The following is a 19,215-nucleotide window of genomic DNA, read 5'->3' on the forward strand; positions in this document are numbered from 1 at the left end:
GCCGGCCAATGCCCGCTTTTCCGCCCGAGGACTTGACATCGCAGGCAGGCGATTTGCTCAAACATTTGACCAGAACGTTCCATTCTTTCGGGCATACCGCTCAACGCGCTCCGAGCTGGTCTTTTGTCGTCATCTCACAACCAGTCAGTATCGATGCAAGTTCCGGTGAGTCCCTAATTTCATATTGAGACCGGCTCCGTGGAGAGGGATGTCATACTGCGCTGGGAGCGCTCCCGCCGACCCGTCCCCGACCTCCGAGGGCCCGGTACGTGAATCATCCCGACCCCCCGCTCGACGCCCGCCGCCCGTGGGCCGTGCACATCTGGTGGATCGCCCTGGCCGCCGGCGCCGCCGGCTTCGCCTTCGTCTGGCTGGCCACCCCGCACACCCGCGACATCGAGGCCGCCTGGCAACTGGCCGCCAAGCTGCTCGCCTTCGCCTGCCTGTGCTGCGCGATCGCGTTCTTCCCGTGGGTGTCGCCGCGGCTGCACTGGCTGCTGTACGTCCCGTTCGTCGTCCTGACCGGCTACCTCGTCCCGCGCATCAGCTGGTTCTACTACGGCGACGGCGCCCGCGCCCACGGCGACTCCTTCTACACTCACCTCTACCTGCTGCTCTATCCGGGCATCGTGCTCTCCGTCGCCGCCGCGTACCGCATCGGCGGCGGCTCGCCCGGCCGCTGCCTGAAGATCATGGCCACCGGAGTGCTGATCGTCTTCTCCGGCTTCCTCGACGTCATGTGGCAGGTGGTCAACCCGGTCACGATCCCCGAGACCATCGACGCCCCGCACATCAACCTGTTCACCGGCGGGCCGATCTCGTTCGGCGCGGCGATCTGGTTCACGCTCGCGCACGTCCCGATCATCGCCGGCATCAACCTGCTGCCCCTCGACCGCTGGATCGAGCGCCTGACCGGCGCCGCCCCGAGGAGGTGACCGATGCCCATCGAGATCTCGGTCGCGGCCCCCGCCTACAACGAGGCGGACAACATCGCGGCGGCCGTCACCGAGTGGCGCGACTACCTGGAGCGCCACCCCGAGGTCGGCGCGTGGGAGATCGTCGTCTGCGACGACGGCAGCTCGGACGGCACCGGCCGGATCCTGCGCGAGCTCCAGGCCGGCTGCCCGCGGCTCACGGTCGTCACCTTCGCCCGCAACAGGGGCGCGGGCGCGGCCATCGCCGCCGCCATCGCGGCCACCCGCCTGGAATGGGTGGTCCTGCTCGACTCCGACGGCCAGTTCCCGATCGCCAACCTGGACGCCTTCATCGGGCGCATCCAGGCCGGCGGCGTGCTCGCGCTGTCAGGGGCGCGGATCAGGAAGGCCGACAGTCTGCCGTACCGGTGGGGGTCGGCCGCCAGCGGCGCGGTCAGCAACCTGCTGCACCGCACCCGCTACCGCGACTTCAACTCCATCTTCAAGGTCGTGCACGGGCCGCTGTTCCGCGCGCTGCCGCTGGAGTCGGCGGGCATGAACTGCTCCACCGAGATCACCGCCCGCGTCGCCGAACTCGGCCACACCTGGACGGAGCTGCCCATCGAGCACCGCGAGCGGGGCGGCGGCAGCCGCGGCTGGCGGTTCTGGCGCGGCGCGCGCGACCGGGCGCTGTTCGTGGGCTACCTCGGGCTGCGGCACTGGCTGCTGCGCCGCGGCGTGCTGCGCGTACCCGAGCCGCGCCTACCTGAGCCGGGCCCGCCCGAGCCGAGCGAGCACGTCGGCGTGCCCGTCCGGGAGGCCCGATGAGGGTGGCCATGTTCAGCGGCGGCCGGGGCGCGGCCGGCATCGCGCGGGCCCTGCTGCGCACGCCGGGCCTCGACCTCGCCCTGCTCGTCAACGGCTACGACAACGGCCTGTCCACCGGCGCGCTGCGCCGCTACCTGCCCGGCATGCTCGGCCCGTCCGACTTCCGCAAGAACCTCCTGCTCCACCTGGGCCGCGACGACCCGCGCCGGGCGCTGCTCGAACACCGCCTGCCGCCCGGCAGCACCCTCGCCGACCTGGACAGGATCGCCGGGGCCGCCCCCGAGGCGGTCGCACGCGACCTGCGGATCTTCGCCGCGCGGCTGGCCGCCGACCCCGGCGGGTTCGACCTGGCGGACTGCGCGCTCGGCAACCTGGTCTTCGCGGGGGCGTACCTGCGGCTCGGCGAGGACTTCAACGCCGCCGTACGGGCCTGCGCCCGCGCGTTCGCCACCCCGGCGCGGCTGCTGAACGTCACCGACGGCGCGAACGCCTACCTCGTCGCGCTCAAGCAGGACGGGCGGGTGCTGGCCGACGAGGCCGACATCGTCGGGCCGCAGGACGCCGCCGCCATCACCGGCCTGTTCCTGCTGCCCGCGCCGCTCACCGGGCCCGAGCTGGCCGGGCTCGCGGGGCTGCCCGCCGAGCGGGTGCGCGAGCTGCTGGCCCGCCGCGCCGTCCCCGCCGCGCCCGACCCCGACGCGCTGCGGGCGCTCGCCGACAGCGACCTCGTCGTGTACGGCCCCGGGACGCCGCACTCCTCCCTGCTGCCCAGCTACCTCACCCAGGGCGTGGCCGAGGCCGTCGCCGGAGGGCGGTCGGCGGCGCGGGTGTTCGTGGTCAACGTGGGCAGCGACCACGACGTCCAGGGGCTGAGCGCGACCGACCTGGTGGACCGGGCGCTGGCGTACCTGGGGGACCCCGGCAACGAACGCCGCCTGATCACCCACATCCTCAGCCACGACGGCTCCGCGGGCGGGCCGGCGGTGCCGCGCGCCGTCGCCGAGCGGGGGACGTGGGCCGGCGCCCGCTGGATCGCCGCCGACCTGGAGGATCCGTGCCGCCCCGGCAAGCACCACGGCCCCCGCACCGTGGCGGCGCTGCGCGCGCTGCTCGGCGAGACGCCCCTGGCGCGGGCCGGATGAGCGGAGAGCGGCCATGGCGCGTCTGGCTGTGCGACCTCGACGGGACGCTGCTGGACTCCTTTCCCGCGCACGAGGCCGCCTTCCGCCAGGCGATCGCCGAGCTGGTCCCGTCCCGGCTGGCCGGGTTCAGGTACGCCGAGCACGCCGGGGCGAGCACGGCCGCCGTCGCCGCCCGCCTGACCGGGGACCCCGGCGTGGCCGATCGGCTGGCCGGGCGCAAGCAGGAGCTCTACCGCGAGCACGTACGCGCCGGCCGGGTCCGGCCCTTCCCCGGGGCGCGCCTCCTGCTCGACAGGCTCGCCGCCGGCGGGCGGACGGCGTACGTGGTGACCGGTGGCAGCCGCGCGTCCGTGGCTCGGGCGCTCGCCGCCGCCGGGCTGGCGGACGCCTTCCGCGACGTGCTGACCGCCGACGACGTCCCGGTCAGCAAGCCCGACCCGGAGGTCTACCGGCTGGCCTGCCGCCGCTGGGACGTGGACCCGGCGGAGGCGGTCGTGCTGGAGGACTCCGCGCACGGGGTGGCGGCGGCGCTCGGCGCGGGCCTCGCGACGCTGCACGTCCACACCGCCGCGCCGACGCCCGGCGCGATCGGGGCGGGCAGCCTGCACGACGTGGTGTCCCTGGTGGGAGAAGAGGTGAACGGCAGTGAGTGAGCGGGGGGTGTGCGCCGTCGTCCCTGCGGCGGGACGGGGGACCCGGCTGGGCTCCGGCGTACCGAAGATCATGATCGAGGTCGCGGACGGCGTGACGCTCTGGCACCTGCTGCGCCGGCGCCTGCGCCCGGCCGCCGGGCACGTCCACGTCGTCGTCTCGCCCGACGGGGAGGACCCGTTCCGCGAGCTGGCCGCCACGGACCTGGCTGATGGCGGGGTGTCGGTGAGCGTCCAGGAGCGGCCCACGGGCATGGGGGACGCGATCTTCGGCGCGGCGGCCCGGCACTGGGCGGCGTACGAGACGATCCTGGTGGTCTGGGGCGACCAGGCGAACCTGTCGGCGGAGACCGTGCGCGCGGTGCTCGCCGCGCACCCCGGCAAGGGCATCACGCTGCCGCTGGTCGCGATGGCCGACCCGTACGTGGAGTACGAGCTGGCCGGCGGCGAGCTGGTCCGCGTCCGGCAGTCCAGGGAGGGCGAGGAGTGCCGGCCCGGCGGGCTCAGCGACGTGGGCGTGTTCTGCCTGGCCACGGACGGGCTGGAGGCCGCCTGGGCCCGGTACGCGGCCGGCGCCGGGCGGGGCGCGGCCACCGGAGAGGTGAACTTCCTGCCGTTCCTGGCGCACCTGTCGCGGGTGGAGGGCCGGCCGGTGACCGTCGTGCCGGTGGCCGACCCGGCCGAGGCGCGCGGCGTGAACACGCCCGAGGACCTGGAGTTCGCCCGCCGGACGTACCTGCGGTGCCCGGACTGAGCGCCCCGGAGCGCCGGAGCACGCGCGCCGCGGGCCTGGTGCGCGGCTGGCTGGCCGCGCACCGGTGGGCGGCCGGGCCGACCCTGGTCAGCACGCTGGCCAGCGGGATCGCCGCGGCCACCACGCTGGTGATCGCGCGCGGGGCGGGGGCGGCGGCGTTCGGCGACTTCACGGTGGTGCTGTCGATCGCGCTGATCGTCACCGTCGGCATGCTGACCAGCCTTCACTACGTCATGCTGCAGGAGCTGCCGCGCGCCACCCTCGAGGAGCGGCCCGCGCTGCTGACGACGGCGCTGCTCGCCACGCTGGCCGTGAGCGCGGCCCTCGCCGGGCTCGCCCTGCTGGCCGCGCCGCTGCTCACCGCCGCGCTGAACGTGGACACCGGGACGCTGGCCGCCGGGCTGGCGCTGGCCGCGTCCATGACGGTCAACCAGCTCGCGGAGAGCTTCCTGCGGGGGCTGAAGCGCTTCGCGTTCGTGGCGTGGCTGAAGCTGGCCGTCGCGCTCTGCTATCTGGGCGCCGCCTGCTACTGCCTGCTGGTGCTGGGCGTGCGGGAGGCGGAGCCGTACCTGGCGGCGCTGATCGTCACGAACGCCGGGTTCGCCGTGGTGGCGGTGGTGGCGGCCCGGCCGCGGCTCGGGGCCTGGTCGGCGCGGCTGGCCGGGACGCTGTACCGGCACGGCGGCTGGGTGACCGCGATCGCCGCGCTGAGCGGCGTGCTGTTCGGGGTGGACGTGATCTTCCTCAACCACTGGGCGCCGGCGGCCGACGTGGGCGTCTACTCCGTCTACAACGGCTTTCCCAAACGGCTGATGGGCGTGGTGTTCACCGACGGGATCGGGCTGGCGCTGCTGCCGCTCATGGCCACCACCGACAAACCCCAGCTGATGCGGCGCATCGCTCGGCTGGCGCCCGCCGTGGCCGTCGCGACGGCCGTGCTCTCCTTCGCCGCGAGCCTGGTGTTCTTCCTGCTGATGCGCGGCGCCTACCCGTACGCGCCGGAGCTGATGGCGCTGTCCGCGCTCGGCATCGGCCTGCACACCGCCTTCAACCTGTACTCGGTGGCGCTGTCCATGGACGGGGTGCGCGGCGCGAAGGTGCTGGCCGGCTGCCTGCTGGTGAGCGCGCCTCCCGCGCTCGCCGTCCTCGCCGTCTGCGTACGCCAGGAGGGGCTCACCGGCGGGCTGGTGGGCTTCGCGCTGGTCAACCTGGTCCTGCTGGCCGTCGTGGCGACGACGGCCGCCCGGAGATACCGCTCGTGAAGGACGTCATGAGAATCGCCTGCATCGTCAACCAATTCCCGCCCAACGTGACCGCGGGACTCGGCCGGTACGTCGAGCTGATCACCCCGCACCTGGCCCGCGACCACGACCTGACCGTGCACACGCCGAACGACGGCGCCCTGCCCGTGGACGAGCGGGTGGACGGGGTCGCCGTGCACCGCCCGCGCGTACGCCTCCCCGGTGGCGGCAGGCGGCTGAACCGCACCAGGCGGGCGGAGTTCCTGCTGCTCACGGCGCGCGTGGTGGCCAGCAACTGGCGCTACGTGCGGCGGCTGCGCCGCGGCCCCCGGCCCGACCTGGTCGCCGTGCACGACTCCACGAACTTCCTGGCCGGCCTGCTCTGCCACTACCTGCTGCGGCTGCCGGTCGTCTTCCACGTCCACACCACCGAGTACGGCGTCGCGCCGCAGCGCAGCATCACCGACCCGCTCAACCTGTTCGCCGCGCTGGAGCGGTGGCTGGCGCGCGTCTCGCGGCGGGTCGTGGTCGCCACGCCCGAGGTGCGCGAGCAACTGCTCGCCGCCGGGTGGCGGCGGACGCCGATCGACGTGGTGCCGCTCGGCGGCACGTACGAGGCGGCGCTGGCCGGCCCCGCCTTCGACCGGGAGGCGCTGCGGGCGGAGGCGGCGGAGCTGCGCCGGTCGCTGGGGCTCGCCGAGCGGGACCGGGTGCTGCTGTTCGTCGGCAGGATCGAACGGCAGAAGGGCGTCTACCAGCTCCTGGAGGCGATGCGGGAGGTGGTGAAGGAGGTGCCGGGGGCGCGGCTGGTGATCGCCGGCGAGGGCGACGAGACCGGCGTGCGGCGCATCGCGGCGGCGACCGGGCTGAGCGGGCAGGTGGTGTGCTCCGGGCGGTTCGTACCGGCCCGGGAGCTGATGGCGTACTACGAGCTGGCCGAGGTGTGCGTGTTCCCGTCGCTGTTCGAGCCGTTCGGGCTGGTGGCGACCGAGGCGATGGCGCTCGGGCGGGCCGTGGTGCTCGGCGACGGCTTCTCGCGGATCTTCATCGGGCCGGACCCGGCGCGGCCCGCGGTCCGGTTCGTACGGGCGAGCGAGCCCGCCGACATCGCGCGCGGCGTCGTCGAGGTCATGTCGGACGCGGCGCTGCGGCGGGCGCTGGCCCGGCGCGGGGAGCGGCTGGTCAGGGAGGGGCTGAGCTGGGAACGCGCCGCCGCCGAGACGCTCGCCGTCTACGACGCGGCGCTCAAGCCCTGACGCCCCGTCCCAAGCCCTGGCGACGCCCGCGCGTCTTCAGGTTCTGGCCGGGCGGAGCACGCGCAGGGAGCCCACCGCCAGCCCGGCCACGAGCACGACGTGCACGGCCAGGTGCACGGCCATGAAGTAGGCGGTGAACCCCGCCCCCCGCTCCCGGTGCACGAACCGCAGCAACCCCGGATCCGCCACCACGAACCACCCCACCAGCGCCACCGGCACGGCCAGCAGCGCCGGGGACAGCAGCGCCAGCGGCAGGCAGGCCAGGGCGAGCGCGCAGGCGAGGATCCCGGCCCGGCTGTTGGCGTTCTCCGGCTTGGCCGCGCCGCGCCGGGCGGTGGCCAGCGCCAGGGGGATCAGCGGCAGCGCCCGCCGCCACTGCTCGCCGAGGACCGGCAGCAGCCGGTGCCCCTCGTCGTGCCGGCCCACCACGGCGTCGGACAGCACGATCCTGGTGCGGACCGCGAGGCGGCTGCTGTACTCGACGTCCTCGCAGTCGCGCAGGCTCTCGTCCAGCGCGCCCGCCGCCTCCAGGACCTCGCGCCGCACCGCGGCCAGCGCGAACACCACGCTGTTGACCTCGCCCACGTGCCGGCTGCGCCAGTGCACCTGGTGCAGCAGGCGGTACCACTCGACCGGGCCGTCGTCGATGAGCGGCTCGGTGTCGTACACGCCGTGCACGCAGCCCACACCCGGATCCGACTCCAGGATCGCCAGGGCGTTGCCCACGGCGTCGGGGCGCAGCGCCACGTCGCTGTCCAGGAAGAAGATCACCTCGCCGGTGGTGCTCGCGACGCCGGCGTTCCTGGCCGCGGAGACGCCGCGGTTGTCCGGCAGGCGTACGACCCGGCAGCCCAGCTCCTCGGCCAGGGCGGGGGAGCCGTCGGAGCTGGCGTCGTCCACCACCACGATCTCGTCGGGCACGCGGGTCTGCGCCAGCACCGACTCCAGGCACAGACGCAGGGTCCGCGCGGCGTTGTAGCAGGGCACGATCAGGGAAACTCTCGTCACGGGGGACCCCTCGGCAACGGCTCGTCCTGACGGCCGGCTGCGACGCCCCGGCCACCTCTCCATGATCCCGCATCGCGCCCGACCGGGGTGCCGCGCGGGCGGCCTGTCTTGAAATTAGAGCATTTCTCCAGAAAACTGCTCTGCCATGACCTCTCTCGCGGTGGTGACCGGCGGCAATCGCGGCATCGGGTACGCGGTGTGCGCCCGCCTGGCGGCCGACGGATACAAGGTGCTGCTGGTCGCCCGCGATCCCGTACAGGGCCGGCGGGCCGCCGCGGCGCTCGCGGGCGACGTCGAGTGCGTGCCCGGCGACCTCACCACCGTGGCGTCCGTCCGGAGGCTGGCCGAGGAGTTGCGTACGCGGTGCCCGCGCGTCGAGGTGTTCGTGCACAACGCCGGGCTCTGGCCGAGCCGCCGCGTCCTGACCGGCGACGGGCTGGAGGAGTCGTTCGCGGTCAACCACCTGGCGCCGTTCGTGCTCAACCGCCTGCTGGAGGACCGGCTCGGGCGGGTGGTGCAGGTCAGCGCGGGACTCTACGTCAAGGGCCGGGCCGAGCCCGGCCGCACCGCCGTCGGCGCGGACTTCTCCTCCCTCCGCACCTACGCCGACACCAAGCTGTGCAACCTGCTGACCGTGCCGCTGTTCGCCGAACGCTGGCGCGACCGGGGGATCACCATCGACGCCGTGCATCCCGGCGTGATCCGCACCGGGCTGGGCGACCGCGGCGGCCCGCTCGGCTGGCTGCTCAAGGCCGCCAAACGCAAGTGGGCCACGCCCGAGGAGGGCGCCGCCCCCGTCGCCGCCCTCGCCCGCGACACCGGCACCGGCCGCTACTTCGACCAGAGCAGGGAGGTCCCGCTGGAGGGGCCGGCCCGCGACCGCGACCTCGCCCGGCGCGTCTGGGACGAGGCCGAGGCGCTGACGGCGGCCCGGTGACCCCGCACAAGCGCAGCGCCGAGACGATCACCAAGCTCCTCGACACCGCCCTGGAGGTGCACCCCGGCGACTTCACCCTGAGGGCCGTGACCGAGCGCAGCGGCGTCAGCATGGGCAGCCTGTACCACCACTTCGGCAGTCTGGAGGGGCTGGCGGCCGCGCTGTACAGCCGGTGCATGGCCGAGCTGCTCGACGCGCTGATCGCCGCCGTGGAGAGCGCCGCGGACGCCCGTGACGGCGTGTGCCGGGCGGTGAGGACGTACCTGGACTTCACGGGCGGCCATCCGGACAAGGCGCGCTTCATCCACGCGGGGCCGTACGCGATCGACCTCGGGCCGCACGCCGAGCGCATCGCGGCCGGCAAGGCGGAGCGGCTGGCGCGGCTGAACGACTGGATCGGCCGCCACATGGCGGCGGGAACGGTCGCGCCGCTGCCGGAGGCGCAGGTGGAGATGCTGCTCATCGGGCCGGTCGCCGAGGTGAGCAGGCGGTGGCTGGCCGGCGCGCCGGGCATCGACCTGGCCGAGGCGGCGCGCATCCTGCCCGACCGCATCTGGCGCTCCCTGAGCCCCTGATGCACCGGCAAGGTCTGGAGGGCCGAGGACGATGGCGCCGGTCAGGGGCGGACGGCGCCGACCAGGCGGCCCCGCCAGTAGCCGTCGAGGTCGACCACCTTGACGACGTCGCCGGTCTGCGGGGCGTGCACCATCTTGCCGCCGCCCGCGTACATCCCCATGTGGCCGAGGCCCTTGCTGAACAGCAGGTCACCGGGCTGGAGGGCGGTCAGGGGGACGCGGCGGGAGGCGCCCCAGCTCCACTGCGTGTACGTCGTACGCGGCAGCGTGACCCCGGCCGCCCGCCACGCGGCCTGGACGAGGCCAGAGCAGTCGTAGGAGCCCGGCCCCGTGCCGCCGTACCGGTAGGGCTTGCCGACCTGGGCGAAGGCGAACCGGAGGGCCGCGCGGGCGCTGCCGGAGGCCGGGCCGGTGTACGGGATGCCGCGGCTCGCCGGGTCGCCGGTGCGGAAGGTGCCCAGGCGGCGCAGCAGCTTGGTCTGCTCGGCGACCATCTTGTCCACCTTGTCGCGCCGGCCGCGTACCTTGTCGCGGGCCTCCTCCGCCTCCGCCAGGACGGCCTGGGCCTGGGCGTGCCGCCGGCGCAGGTCGGCGCCGGCGGCCTCGTACGCGCGCAGCTTCGCCGCCCGCGCCCGCGCGATCTCGTCGAGCGAGGCCACGCCGCCGAGCAGCGCCTCCGGGCTGCCCTGCCCCATCAGCCTGGCCCAGCCGTCCACGGAGCCGATCTGGTAGTCGCTGACCACGGCGGCCATGAGGTCGCGGCGCAGGGCGGCGGCAGCGGCGTCCTTGCGGCCGATCTCGGCGTCGAGTGCCGCGTACTTCGCGCGGGCCTTCCGGTAGGTCTCGTTCGCCTGGTTGTACTGCTCGACGAGCTGGTCCGCCTGCTCGTTGAGCTTCACCAGCTTCGCCCTGGCCTGGGCGGGGGTCGGCTCGGCGAGCGCGGCGCCGGGGTGGACGGCCACCACGGCGACGGCCAGCGCCGTGGTGAGCGCCGTGGTGAGCGCCGCCGCGCGCGCGGCCCTTGTTGGCACGGCCACTCAGCCTCCTCGTGGTCTCCCTGTCCGGTGGGCGGCCCATAGGGAGGTACGCCCGCGGCGGCGGGCGCGTTCAACGAGGAGTCAGTGGTGGTAGCGGTGGACGACCGCGTGCCCCTTGCCGCGCCCGATCAGCCACTTGTTCACGGGCGTGGTCAGCACGAAGGCGGTCACCAGCGAGCCCGCCAGCGCCCCCCAGAACAGGCCGCTGCCCAGGCCCGCGTCCATCGCGCCCGGCACGAGCAGCATCACGGCGTTGTCGAGGACCTCCATCACCGCGATGGAGACGGTGTCGGCGGCCAGCGCGACCTTCAGCGCGGTACGGAAGTCCACGCCGGCCCGCAGCACGCCGCGCATGGTGAGCGCGTAGCCGAAGAGAAAGGCGAGCGCCACGGACAGCACGACGGTGGCCGGGCTGGACAGGCCGCGCCAGGTGCCGATGACCATGCCGAGCACCTCGCCGATGGCGCAGCCGGTGAGGCAGTGCAGGGTCGCCTGCGCGGCCGCGGCCCAGGTGGCCGTGCGATGCGCGGGGGCCGGGTGATGATGATCGCCGTGTTCCATGACGCTCCTTAGGGGGATGGCATCAGGAAGTATAGGGGGAGGGGGTATACGGGTGTCGTCCCGGGTCGCGCGGACCGGCGGCGGACCGGCGGCGGTCAGGCGGCGGTCAGGCGGCCGTCCTGGCCGCCGAGGCCACCGCGCGCCACCCGGCGGCGACGGCCCCCGCGAGCAGCGTCACCCCCGACAGCACGCCGCTGACGAACGGCACCCACGCGATCGCCGCCGTCCCGGTCATGACCAGGCCCGCGACCCCGAGCCCGGCCAGCAGCGCCCCGGGGACGGCGATGTCCCAGGTCCGCCAGATCGGCGCCAGCGCCACGAAGTGCACGCCCACCACCACGGCGATCCACGCCACGTTGGCCTGGACGGGACGTTCCCACGCGGCGAGCACGCGCAGCCCCCCGAACAGCAGCAGCACCTCGGCCGCCACCACCGCCAGGTAGCCGCGGCCGAACATCGGCCCGCCGCCGCCCTCCCCGGCCCGCCGCCCGCGCGCGGCGGTGAACCACATCGCGGCGACCGCGGCGGCGGCCAGGCAGGCCGCCACTCTGAGGAACGTCGCCACCGCGCCGTTCAGCGGCGCGTGCGCGTTGACCACGACGAAGACGGCGCCGAATACGGCGCCGATGAGCAGACCTGTCATGCGTTGCATGCCGCCCATTGAACGGCCCCGGGCGCCGCGCCCACACGGGGGACAGGGCGAGGACGAGGTAGGGCCACCCCTATTGAACGGCGCCCCGGAGATAGGCGAGCACCGCCAGCACCCGCCGGTTGTCGTCGGCGCCCGCCGGGATCTCCAGCTTGGCGAACAGGCCGGCCACGTGCTTGCCGACGGCCGCCTCGGTGATCGACAGCGCCCGCGCGACCGCGCCGTTGGAGCGTCCTTCGGCGATCAGCGCCAGCACCTCGCGTTCGCGCGCGGTCAGCCGGTGCGCCGGCTCGGTGACCTCCCGCCCCTTGGCCCAGGTCAGCTCGAACAGGTCGACGAGCGCGGCGATGAGGCTCTGCTGCCGGATCACCAGTGCTCCGGGCGCCTGCGGGACGGGGGTGAGCCGGACGAACGCCACCGCCCGGTCGAAGATCAGCACCTGCTGGATCGGCTCGTCCACGACCCGGTGCAGGTCGCCGGCCGTGTGAAGCTGCCGGATCCGGGCGGCCTTGACCGGGTCGTCGAGCACGCTCGCGTGCACGATCGTCCGCATCGACACGCCGCCCTCCAGGACGTCGAGCACGTCGCGCCGGCTGCGCTGCTCCTGCCGGCCCGTGTCCTGCGAGCCCACCGGGTGCATGGCGCGCAGTTCGCGGGCGGTGCGGGCGGCCCGCAGGATCCGGTCCCGTACGACGGAACTGTCCTCCAGCCGCTCGACGTCCACGGGGAGGCCGCGCAGCTCGCCCACGACCTCCTCCAGGCGGCGGGTCAGCCGCTCCAGCGACACGCCGTCGCTCATGCCGGCGGGTGGCGCCGGGCGGCGGCCGTGAGGCGGGTCAGCGCCTGGTGCAGGTCCTGCAGCTCGTCGAGGCCCATGCCGAGCCGGGAGACGATGGCGGGCGGGATCTTCTCCGCCTCCGCCCGCAGCCCCCTGCCCTCGGGCGTGAGGGTGACCGACAGGGCGCGCTCGTCCCTGCTGTTGCGCTCGCGGCGTACGTACCCCAGGGCCTCCAGGCGCTTCAGCAGCGGAGACATCGTTCCCGGGTCGAGCTGGAGCAGCTCGCCGAGCTCCTTCACCGACAGCGGCTCGTGCTGCCAGAGCGCGAGCATCGCGAGATACTGCGGGTGGGTGAGACCCATGGGCTGCAGCAGCGGCCGGTAGATGCCGATCACGCTGCGCGCGGCGATGCTGAGGGCGAAGCACACCTGCCGCTCCAGCGCCAGCGGGTCCGTGATCTCCATCACGTCCGTCACCTCTGTCACGTCCTCCATGAGGGGACCTCCGCCGGCCTCTGGTAACTTTCTTTGTGTACCAACTATTAGCCTCCCAAACGTGAGTACGCAAACCAACCGCCGGGAAGGACCGCCGTGTTTCACCGCAAGCCGCTTGAGGAGCGCATCGCCGAGCGCCAGGCCAAGCTGCCGCCGCTGAAGGAGGGCAAGCACTTCGAGCACGGCCCGGCCAAGTTCGTGTTCATCGCGCTCATCGTCTCCGTGGTGCTCATGCACTTCGTCGGCCTGGCGATCGTCATGCACTTCTACTCGTAACGACGCCTCCGGTATCACCGGGGCCCGTCGCGGCCTCTGCAGAGGACATGGGGCTCCTTCTCCCGGGAGACCCGCGACAGCTCGGGGATTACTGGCTGGTCAGACGTCTCGGAGCGGGCGGGCAGGGGGTTGTCTACGAGGGGTACGACCGCGCCGGGCGCCGGGTCGCGATCAAGGCGCTCCGGGAGGAGTACCTCGACCAGGGGGACATGCGCTCCCGCTTCGCCAAGGAGGTCGTGGCGGCGCGGCGGGCGGCGTCGTTCTGCACGGCGCGCGTCCTGGAGGCCGACCTCGACGCGCTGCCGCCGTACATCGTCAGCGAGTACGTCGACGGCCCCAACCTGCGGCGGGCGGTCGAGGCCGGCGGGCCGCTCGACGACGACTCGCTGCACCGGCTGGCGGTCGGCATGGCCACCGCGCTCACCAGCATCCACCGGGCGGGCATCGTGCACCGCGACCTCAAACCGGACAACGTGCTGCTCGGGCCCGACGGGCCGCGGCTGATCGACTTCGGCATCGCCCACGCCGGAGGCATGACGCTCACGAACGAGGGCCGCGCCGCCGCCGGGACTCCCGCGTACATGGCCCCGGAACGCCTGGCCGGCCAGCGCGGCGGACCCGGCGTGGACGTGTGGGCCTGGGGAGCGGTCCTCCTGTACGCGGCCAGCGGGCGCTCACCGTTCGCCGGCGACAGCGGCGGCGACGTGACCCTGGTGCGCTACCGGGTGCTGAACCACCGGCCGGACTTCTCCGTCGTGCCGCTGCCGGGGCTGCGGGAGCTGGTGGAGGCGGCGATGTCGCTGTACGCCGACGCCCGGCCGGACGCCGCGACGCTGCTGCTCCGCCTGGTCGGCGGCTGGGCCCCGAAGCGGCTGCTCCCGGAGGCCCTGCTGACCCCCGACGGTCTCGCCAGGCCGGAGGTCCTCACCAATCCCGAACTCCTCGCCCGCCCCGAGCCGCCCCGGAGCCAGGACGGCGACGCGAGCCTCCCGCAGGAGTTCACGCCCCAGCCCTCCGGGCCACCCCCGCCCGCCGGGGCCGATACGCGTGATCGGCGGGACGACACGGATCGGCTGCTCCGGCAGGGGAGCCGGGCCGCCGCCGGACTGCTCCGCCCGGCGGCGGCCGTCGAGCCGTCGCCCGCCGAGCTGGCCGAGCAGGTCTACGGCGAGCTGGGCCCCGAGGACAGGGAGGTCGTGCCGCGTGTCCTGCTGCGCCTCGTCCTCCCGGGCGACGGGGCCGACGGGGCCGACGGCGCGCTGCGGACCGCGTACGTGCACGAGCTGTCCGACCCCACAACCGACCCGCAGGCGGTGGCCCGCGTGCTGGACGGCTTCGCCGGCGAGGGCCTGCTGGTACGCCGCGACGACGCCGTGACCCTGGCCGGCGCCGGCCTGATCCGCGCCTGGCCCCGGCTGCGCGGCTGGATCGAGGCCGACCGGCCGGGCCTGGCGGTGCACGGCCCGCTCGGCGCGGCGGCCCGCCTGTGGGACGACCACGGCCGCGAACCCGACGACCTGTACCGGGGTACGGCCCTGCGCGACGCCCTGGCCTGGGCCGGGAGCGGTGGCGGGCTGCTGCGCCCGAACTCGCTGGAGCACGCGTTCCTGGAGGAGTCGGCCGCCCGCACCCGCAGCCGGGCACGGCGGCGCAGGCGGACGGCGGGCGTCATGGCCGCGCTCGTGGCGCTGGTCCTCGCCGCCACCGCCGTCGCCGTCGCCCAGGACCGGGCCGGCTCCCGGCAGCGGGACGAGGCCGCCGCCCTCCGGATCGCCCAGCTCGCCGCGTCGAGCAGGAGCGACGATCCGGCCACGGCGATGCTGCTCAGCGTGGCGGCCTGGCGGGTGGCGGCGGTCCCGCAGGCGGTGGCGGCGCTGCACAGCTCGCTCGCCCAGCGCGAGCTGCGGGCGTTCACGCCGCCGGTGCGGGTGGGAGGCGGGGCCCGGTACGCGCTCAGCGCCGACGGCCGCACCCTGGCCCTGGCCGACGGGGACACCGCCACCCTCTGGCGCCTGCCCGTCGCCACGCCGGGCTCGTCCGGCGTCCCGGCGGTCACCGTACGCGGGATCGGCGGGCCGGCGCACGCTCTCGCCCTGAGCGGCGACGGGGCCCTGCTGGCCGCCGCGGACGCCCGCTCCATCAGGACCTGGGACGTCGCGACCGCCCGGCGGCTCGGCGAGATCGCGGGCGGCGCGGAATGGCTCGGCTTCGGCCCCGGCGGCCGCTTGCTCGCCGCCGTCACCCCCGGCGGACGGGCACGGGTCTGGGAGCTGACGGCGGGCGGCGCCCGGCCGCTCCCGCTGGACGTCCCCGAGGCGCTGGGCGTCGCCTTCACACCGGACGGCCGGCACCTGGCCGTACCCGTCTCCCGCGGCCGCTACGAACTGTGGGACCGGGGACACCGCCTGGCCACCGCACCGGGCCGCGCGGTCGCCCTCAGCCGGAACACCCTGGCCGTGGCCGACAACGCCACCGTCCACCTGACCGGCCTGCCCCCCGCCGCGCCCGCCGGGCCCGTCTGGCGGGGGCGGTTGCCTGTGCAGGCGCGGGTTCTGGTCTTCAGCGGGGACGGGCGGCGGCTGGCCACCTACGACGGGGCCGCGCTCGCGCTCTGGGCGGCGGGCAGGGACGACCCGCTGCTCGTGTGGCCGCTCGCGCAGCCGCCCGCCGAGCTCGTCTTCGGCCCCGGCGACCGGACGCTCGTCGCGCTCGGCCCCGGTGGAAGGGCCGTCGTGCTGGACGTCGCCGCGCCCCCGCCGCTGGTGGCGTCGGCCGGGGCGGCCACGTTCGCGCCCGGCGCCGCCACCGTGGCCATCTGGCGCGCAGGAGCGGCCGAGCTCTGGGACGTCGCCGCCCGCCGCCGCGTCGCGCGCCTCGTCCCGGCGGCCGGCGGCTCCCCGGCCGCCCTCGCCTTCGGCCCGGACGGCCGCACCCTGGCGGTCGGCACGTCCTACCCCGCCACGGTCACCCTCTGGGACACCGGCGACCCGGCGAGGCCGCGCGCCGTCCCGATCGCGGGGGCCGACGAGGTCGAGGGGCTCGTCTTCGCCCCCGACGGCCGCACGCTGGTGGTCTCGCCGCAGTCGGCCGCTCGGGGACGCGCCCGCGCCGAGGAGTGGGACGTGGCGACCGGCCGCAGGACCGCCGTCCTCCCGCACACCGGCGGCTCCCGGATGGCCTTCCGCCCCGACGGCGGCGCGCTGGCCGTCAACGGGAGGGACAACGCCCTGTTCGACCTGCGTACCGGCCGGACCGCCGAGGCGCCGTTCGCCGCCGCCGACGGCGTACGGGCCATCGCCTACAGCCCGGACGGCAAGGTCCTCGCCACCGGCGCCACCACCGAGGGCGTGACCTTGTGGGACGGAGCCGGTCCGCCGCGGCGGCTGCCGGTCGGCGCGGAGGAGGGCGAGCAGATCGACGCCCTCGCCTTCTCCCCGGACGGCCGCACGCTGGCCGCGGCCGGCGCGTACGGCAAGGTGTGGCTGTGGGACCTGGCGCACGGCGTCTCGCTGGGCCTGCCGGTGCCCCGGCACGAGGGCGCGGTGCTGGCCCTGGCCGTCAGCCGGGACGGCCGCGCCCTGCACAGCGTGGGCCCGGACGGCCGGCTGGCGGTCCACCCGCTCGACCCCGGCGCCCTCGTACGGGAGGTGTGCGCCCGCGCCGGCGGAACGCTCTCGCCGGCCACGTGGCGGCGGCTGATCCCGTGGACGCCGTACCGGAAGGTGTGCTGAGCCGAGGAGCATGACGATGCCGTGTGTCACCAGTGGGTCCATCGAGATCACCCGTCACCCCGTCGTGGTGGGCGCCGCGCCCGTGGAGGTGACGTTCGTCGTCGCCTTCGGCGTGCCCGAGGCGCGGGGGCTGCTCGTCCCGCCGGACGGGCCGCCGGTGAAGCTCGACCTGACCGCCGCGCCGCCGCCGTGCGACTGGCAGGCCACGTACGCCTTCCCGCCGGACGCGCCGGCCGGCGTCTGGCGGGTGCAGGTCACGGACGGCATCGCGACGGTGGTGAGGGAGTTCCGGGTCGAGCGGGAGGGCGCGAAGGCGCGCACCCGCTTCGCCTCGTTCGAGCTGCGGCCGCGCGAGGCGGAGGCCGGGGAGTGGCTGGTCCTCCAGGGGAGGGTGGAGATCGAGAGCGGCGGCGACTGGGCGCCGCTCGCGGGGCAGATCGTCGACATCGGCTTCCACGGCGCGGACACCTGCGGCCGGCACCTCGTCACCCAGACCCTGACGGGCGACGACGGCACGTTCGGCGCGCTCGCCACGGCCCCGGAGGAGGACGGCGATTGGCGGGCCGAGCTGGACGGCGGTCCCGCGTTCATGGGGTCGCGCAGCCGGGCGTTCCGCACGAGCTCGCTCCCCGGCACCGAGATCGTCAAGTACACGATCCGCCCTTATCCGGACGACCGGCTCAAGCACTCCGGCATCCTGCGCACCAGGAACGGTCATACGCGGCTCGACGACCTCGCCGTGACCGTGTCCAAGGGCGGCGTCTCGGTCACCGACCACAGCACCGGCAACCCCTCCGGCCGGTTCACCGTCATCACGCCGCGCAGCAACGGCCGGTGGCGGGCGTCCTTCTCCGCCTCGGGCGGTTACGGCTCGTCGTCCGCGATCGCGGACTACCCCTGAGCCCCGGGCCGGGCGAAACCGGTTGGACGCCCGGCCGGGCCCCTGACTAGGGTGTGATCATGTCGTCCGGCCCTGAGGCGTCAAGACTCTAGCCACCGGTCATCCGGTGGCGCCCCGCAGCATGCCGTCGCGCCCGCGTCCGCTCTTCGCCGCCCGGGCCCGTCGTGGACTGCGCCTTTCCAGCCACCGGATCGCCGTCGTACGGACCGGAACCCCGTGCCCATCTGCCGGGGTCGTTCTTCGACGTGGCTGTGGAGTCGCAACTCATGCCTTTGGCCCTTTATGTCCTCGCGCTGGCCGTGTTCGCGCAGGGGACCTCGGAATTCATGTTGTCCGGCCTCGTCCCGGACCTCGCCCGCGACCTCGGCGTCTCCGTCTCCGCCGCGGGGTCGCTGACGTCGGCCTTCGCCGCCGGAATGATCGTCGGCGCGCCGCTGATGGCGGTGGCCGGCATGCGCTGGCCGCGCCGGCGGGCGCTGACGGCGTTCCTGGTCGTGTTCGTGCTCGTGCACGTCGTCGGCGCGGTCACCGACGACTTCGGCGTGCTGCTGGTGACGCGGGTCCTGGCCGCGGTCGCCAACGCCGGGTTCCTCGCGGTGGGGCTGGCGGCGGCCGTCGCCATGGTGCCGCCGGACGCCAAGGGGCGGGCCACGTCGGTCCTGCTCGGCGGCGTCACGCTGGCCTGCGTCGCTGGGGTGCCGGGAGGGGCGGTGCTCGGGCAGGCGTTCGGCTGGCGCGCGGCCTTCTGGGCGGTGGCCCTCGCCTGCCTCCCTGCCCTGTACGCCGTCCTCCGCAGCATCCCCGCGACTCCGGAGAAGGACGCGCCGGCGCGGAGTGCCGGAGGGGAGGTGCGGGTGCTGAGGGAATCGCGGGTGGTCGTGGTGCTGGTGCTGGCCGCGCTCGTGAACGCCGCGACCTTCTGCGTCTTCACCTACCTCGCCCCGCTGGTGACCGAGGTCGCCGGGCTGGCGGCGGGGTGGGTGCCGGCGGTGCTGGCGCTGTTCGGGCTCGGCTCGTTCGCGGGGGTGAGCGTCGCGGGCCGGCTGTCGGACACGCGGCCGGCGCAGCTCCTCGCCGGGGGCGGGATCGCGCTGCTCGCCGGGTGGGCGCTGCTCGCCGCCACGGCCGGCAATCCGGTCGCCGCCGTCCTGCTCGCCTTCGTCCAGGGGGCGCTCGCGTTCGCCGTCGGCTCGGCCCTCATCGCGCGGGCGTTGTACGCGGCGTCCGGAGCGCCGTCGCTCGGCGGCTCGTTCGCCACGGCCGCGCTCAACGTGGGCGCCGCCGTGGGGCCCGCCCTCGGCGGCCTGGCCCTCGCCGCCGGTCTCGGCCACCGCTCGCCCGCGTGGGCCGCCGTCGTCCTGGTGGCGGCGGCCCTGCTCGTCGGCGTCCTGGCCCGCAGGACCCTCTTCACGAGCGCCGGCGACCATTCATCCGACCTCCGGGTCTAACAAAAGGGCCCTCGCCTGCGCGGCGGGGGCCACTT

19 protein-coding genes are annotated in these 19,215 nt (G+C 75.0%); 13 read left to right on the top strand and 6 right to left on the bottom strand.

All coding sequences use genetic code 11. The features are described from left to right. Positions 1-269 precede the first annotated feature (269 nt). From SMD20_RS02820 to SMD20_RS02850, 7 genes are read left to right on the top strand one after another with little or no spacing between them, the layout of a single operon-like run. A complete protein-coding gene (locus SMD20_RS02820; protein ID WP_329574513.1) occupies positions 270-935 on the top strand; it encodes a hypothetical protein in 666 nt (221 codons plus the stop codon). 3 nt (positions 936-938) lie between these two features. Then, a complete protein-coding gene (locus tag SMD20_RS02825) occupies positions 939-1,742 on the top strand; it encodes a glycosyltransferase family 2 protein (protein WP_329574515.1) in 804 nt (267 codons plus the stop codon). Beyond that, positions 1,739-2,884, top strand: a complete 1,146-nt coding sequence (locus SMD20_RS02830; protein WP_329574517.1) for a 2-phospho-L-lactate transferase CofD family protein — start codon at positions 1,739-1,741, stop codon at positions 2,882-2,884. The genes SMD20_RS02825 and SMD20_RS02830 overlap by 4 nt, the downstream gene beginning before the upstream one ends. Beyond that, positions 2,881-3,537, top strand: a complete 657-nt coding sequence (locus SMD20_RS02835) for an HAD family hydrolase (RefSeq protein WP_329574519.1) — start codon at positions 2,881-2,883, stop codon at positions 3,535-3,537. Before SMD20_RS02830 ends, SMD20_RS02835 begins: the two co-directional genes overlap by 4 nt. Beyond that, positions 3,530-4,288 carry an NTP transferase domain-containing protein gene (locus SMD20_RS02840; RefSeq protein ID WP_329574521.1) on the top strand — a complete coding sequence of 253 codons (759 nt, stop codon included), beginning with the start codon at positions 3,530-3,532 and terminating at the stop codon, positions 4,286-4,288. The genes SMD20_RS02835 and SMD20_RS02840 overlap by 8 nt, the downstream gene beginning before the upstream one ends. Next, positions 4,276-5,550, top strand: coding sequence for a hypothetical protein (locus SMD20_RS02845; protein ID WP_329574523.1), 1,275 nt, complete (start codon positions 4,276-4,278; stop codon positions 5,548-5,550). The genes SMD20_RS02840 and SMD20_RS02845 overlap by 13 nt, the downstream gene beginning before the upstream one ends. An 8-nt stretch (positions 5,551-5,558) precedes the next feature. Beyond that, positions 5,559-6,785 (top strand): glycosyltransferase family 4 protein, encoded by a 1,227-nt coding sequence (locus tag SMD20_RS02850; protein WP_329574525.1) that lies wholly within the window; start codon positions 5,559-5,561, stop codon positions 6,783-6,785. Positions 6,786-6,821: 36 nt separating this feature from the next. Here the strand turns inward: SMD20_RS02850 and SMD20_RS02855 are convergent, their stop codons facing one another. Further along, on the bottom strand, positions 6,822-7,793 hold the full coding sequence (locus SMD20_RS02855) for a glycosyltransferase family 2 protein (RefSeq protein WP_329574527.1): 972 nt from the start codon (positions 7,791-7,793) through the stop codon (positions 6,822-6,824). A 145-nt stretch (positions 7,794-7,938) separates the two neighbouring features. Between SMD20_RS02855 and SMD20_RS02860 the strand changes: the two genes are divergently transcribed. Together SMD20_RS02860 and SMD20_RS02865 are read left to right on the top strand one after the other, a co-directional pair. Further along, complete coding sequence (locus SMD20_RS02860) at positions 7,939-8,730, top strand: SDR family NAD(P)-dependent oxidoreductase (RefSeq protein ID WP_329574529.1); 792 nt, start codon at positions 7,939-7,941, stop codon at positions 8,728-8,730. Further along, positions 8,727-9,305 carry a TetR/AcrR family transcriptional regulator gene (locus SMD20_RS02865; protein ID WP_329574531.1) on the top strand — a complete coding sequence of 193 codons (579 nt, stop codon included), beginning with the start codon at positions 8,727-8,729 and terminating at the stop codon, positions 9,303-9,305. The genes SMD20_RS02860 and SMD20_RS02865 overlap by 4 nt, the downstream gene beginning before the upstream one ends. 41 nt (positions 9,306-9,346) lie before the next feature. Here the strand turns inward: SMD20_RS02865 and SMD20_RS02870 are convergent, their stop codons facing one another. From SMD20_RS02870 to SMD20_RS02890, 5 genes are all read right to left on the bottom strand, one after another. Next, on the bottom strand, positions 9,347-10,342 hold the full coding sequence (locus SMD20_RS02870) for a C40 family peptidase (protein WP_329574533.1): 996 nt from the start codon (positions 10,340-10,342) through the stop codon (positions 9,347-9,349). Between the two features lie 81 nt (positions 10,343-10,423). Further along, positions 10,424-10,903 carry a DUF4396 domain-containing protein gene (locus tag SMD20_RS02875; protein WP_329574535.1) on the bottom strand — a complete coding sequence of 160 codons (480 nt, stop codon included), beginning with the start codon at positions 10,901-10,903 and terminating at the stop codon, positions 10,424-10,426. Positions 10,904-11,009: 106 nt separating this feature from the next. Next, positions 11,010-11,555, bottom strand: a complete 546-nt coding sequence (locus SMD20_RS02880) for a hypothetical protein (RefSeq protein WP_329574537.1) — start codon at positions 11,553-11,555, stop codon at positions 11,010-11,012. A gap of 70 nt (positions 11,556-11,625) precedes the next feature. Further along, positions 11,626-12,351, bottom strand: a complete 726-nt coding sequence (locus SMD20_RS02885; RefSeq protein ID WP_329574539.1) for a helix-turn-helix transcriptional regulator — start codon at positions 12,349-12,351, stop codon at positions 11,626-11,628. Next, positions 12,348-12,824 (bottom strand): MarR family winged helix-turn-helix transcriptional regulator, encoded by a 477-nt coding sequence (locus SMD20_RS02890; protein WP_329574541.1) that lies wholly within the window; start codon positions 12,822-12,824, stop codon positions 12,348-12,350. Before SMD20_RS02890 ends, SMD20_RS02885 begins: the two co-directional genes overlap by 4 nt. A 96-nt stretch (positions 12,825-12,920) precedes the next feature. On the opposite strand from SMD20_RS02890, the gene SMD20_RS02895 reads away from it, so the two are divergent. The 4 genes from SMD20_RS02895 to SMD20_RS02910 all read left to right on the top strand — a co-directional run bounded on the left by SMD20_RS02895 (position 12,921) and on the right by SMD20_RS02910 (position 19,180). After that, the gene (locus SMD20_RS02895) at positions 12,921-13,100 is read left to right on the top strand and encodes a hypothetical protein (protein ID WP_329574543.1); all 180 of its coding nucleotides are present in this window, start codon (positions 12,921-12,923) and stop codon (positions 13,098-13,100) included. Positions 13,101-13,147: 47 nt separating this feature from the next. Next, a complete protein-coding gene (locus SMD20_RS02900; RefSeq protein ID WP_329574544.1) occupies positions 13,148-16,831 on the top strand; it encodes a serine/threonine-protein kinase in 3,684 nt (1,227 codons plus the stop codon). 10 nt (positions 16,832-16,841) lie between these two features. Further along, positions 16,842-17,732, top strand: coding sequence for a hypothetical protein (locus tag SMD20_RS02905; RefSeq protein WP_329574546.1), 891 nt, complete (start codon positions 16,842-16,844; stop codon positions 17,730-17,732). A 266-nt stretch (positions 17,733-17,998) separates the two neighbouring features. Then, positions 17,999-19,180: a Cmx/CmrA family chloramphenicol efflux MFS transporter gene (locus SMD20_RS02910; RefSeq protein WP_329574548.1), complete on the top strand. Its 1,182-nt coding sequence runs from the start codon at positions 17,999-18,001 to the stop codon at positions 19,178-19,180. The last annotated feature ends 35 nt before the right edge of the window (positions 19,181-19,215 follow it).

It is taken from the genome of Nonomuraea sp. LP-02 (genome assembly GCF_036289125.1).
In the GTDB taxonomy this organism is placed as follows: domain Bacteria; phylum Actinomycetota; class Actinomycetes; order Streptosporangiales; family Streptosporangiaceae; genus Nonomuraea; species Nonomuraea bangladeshensis.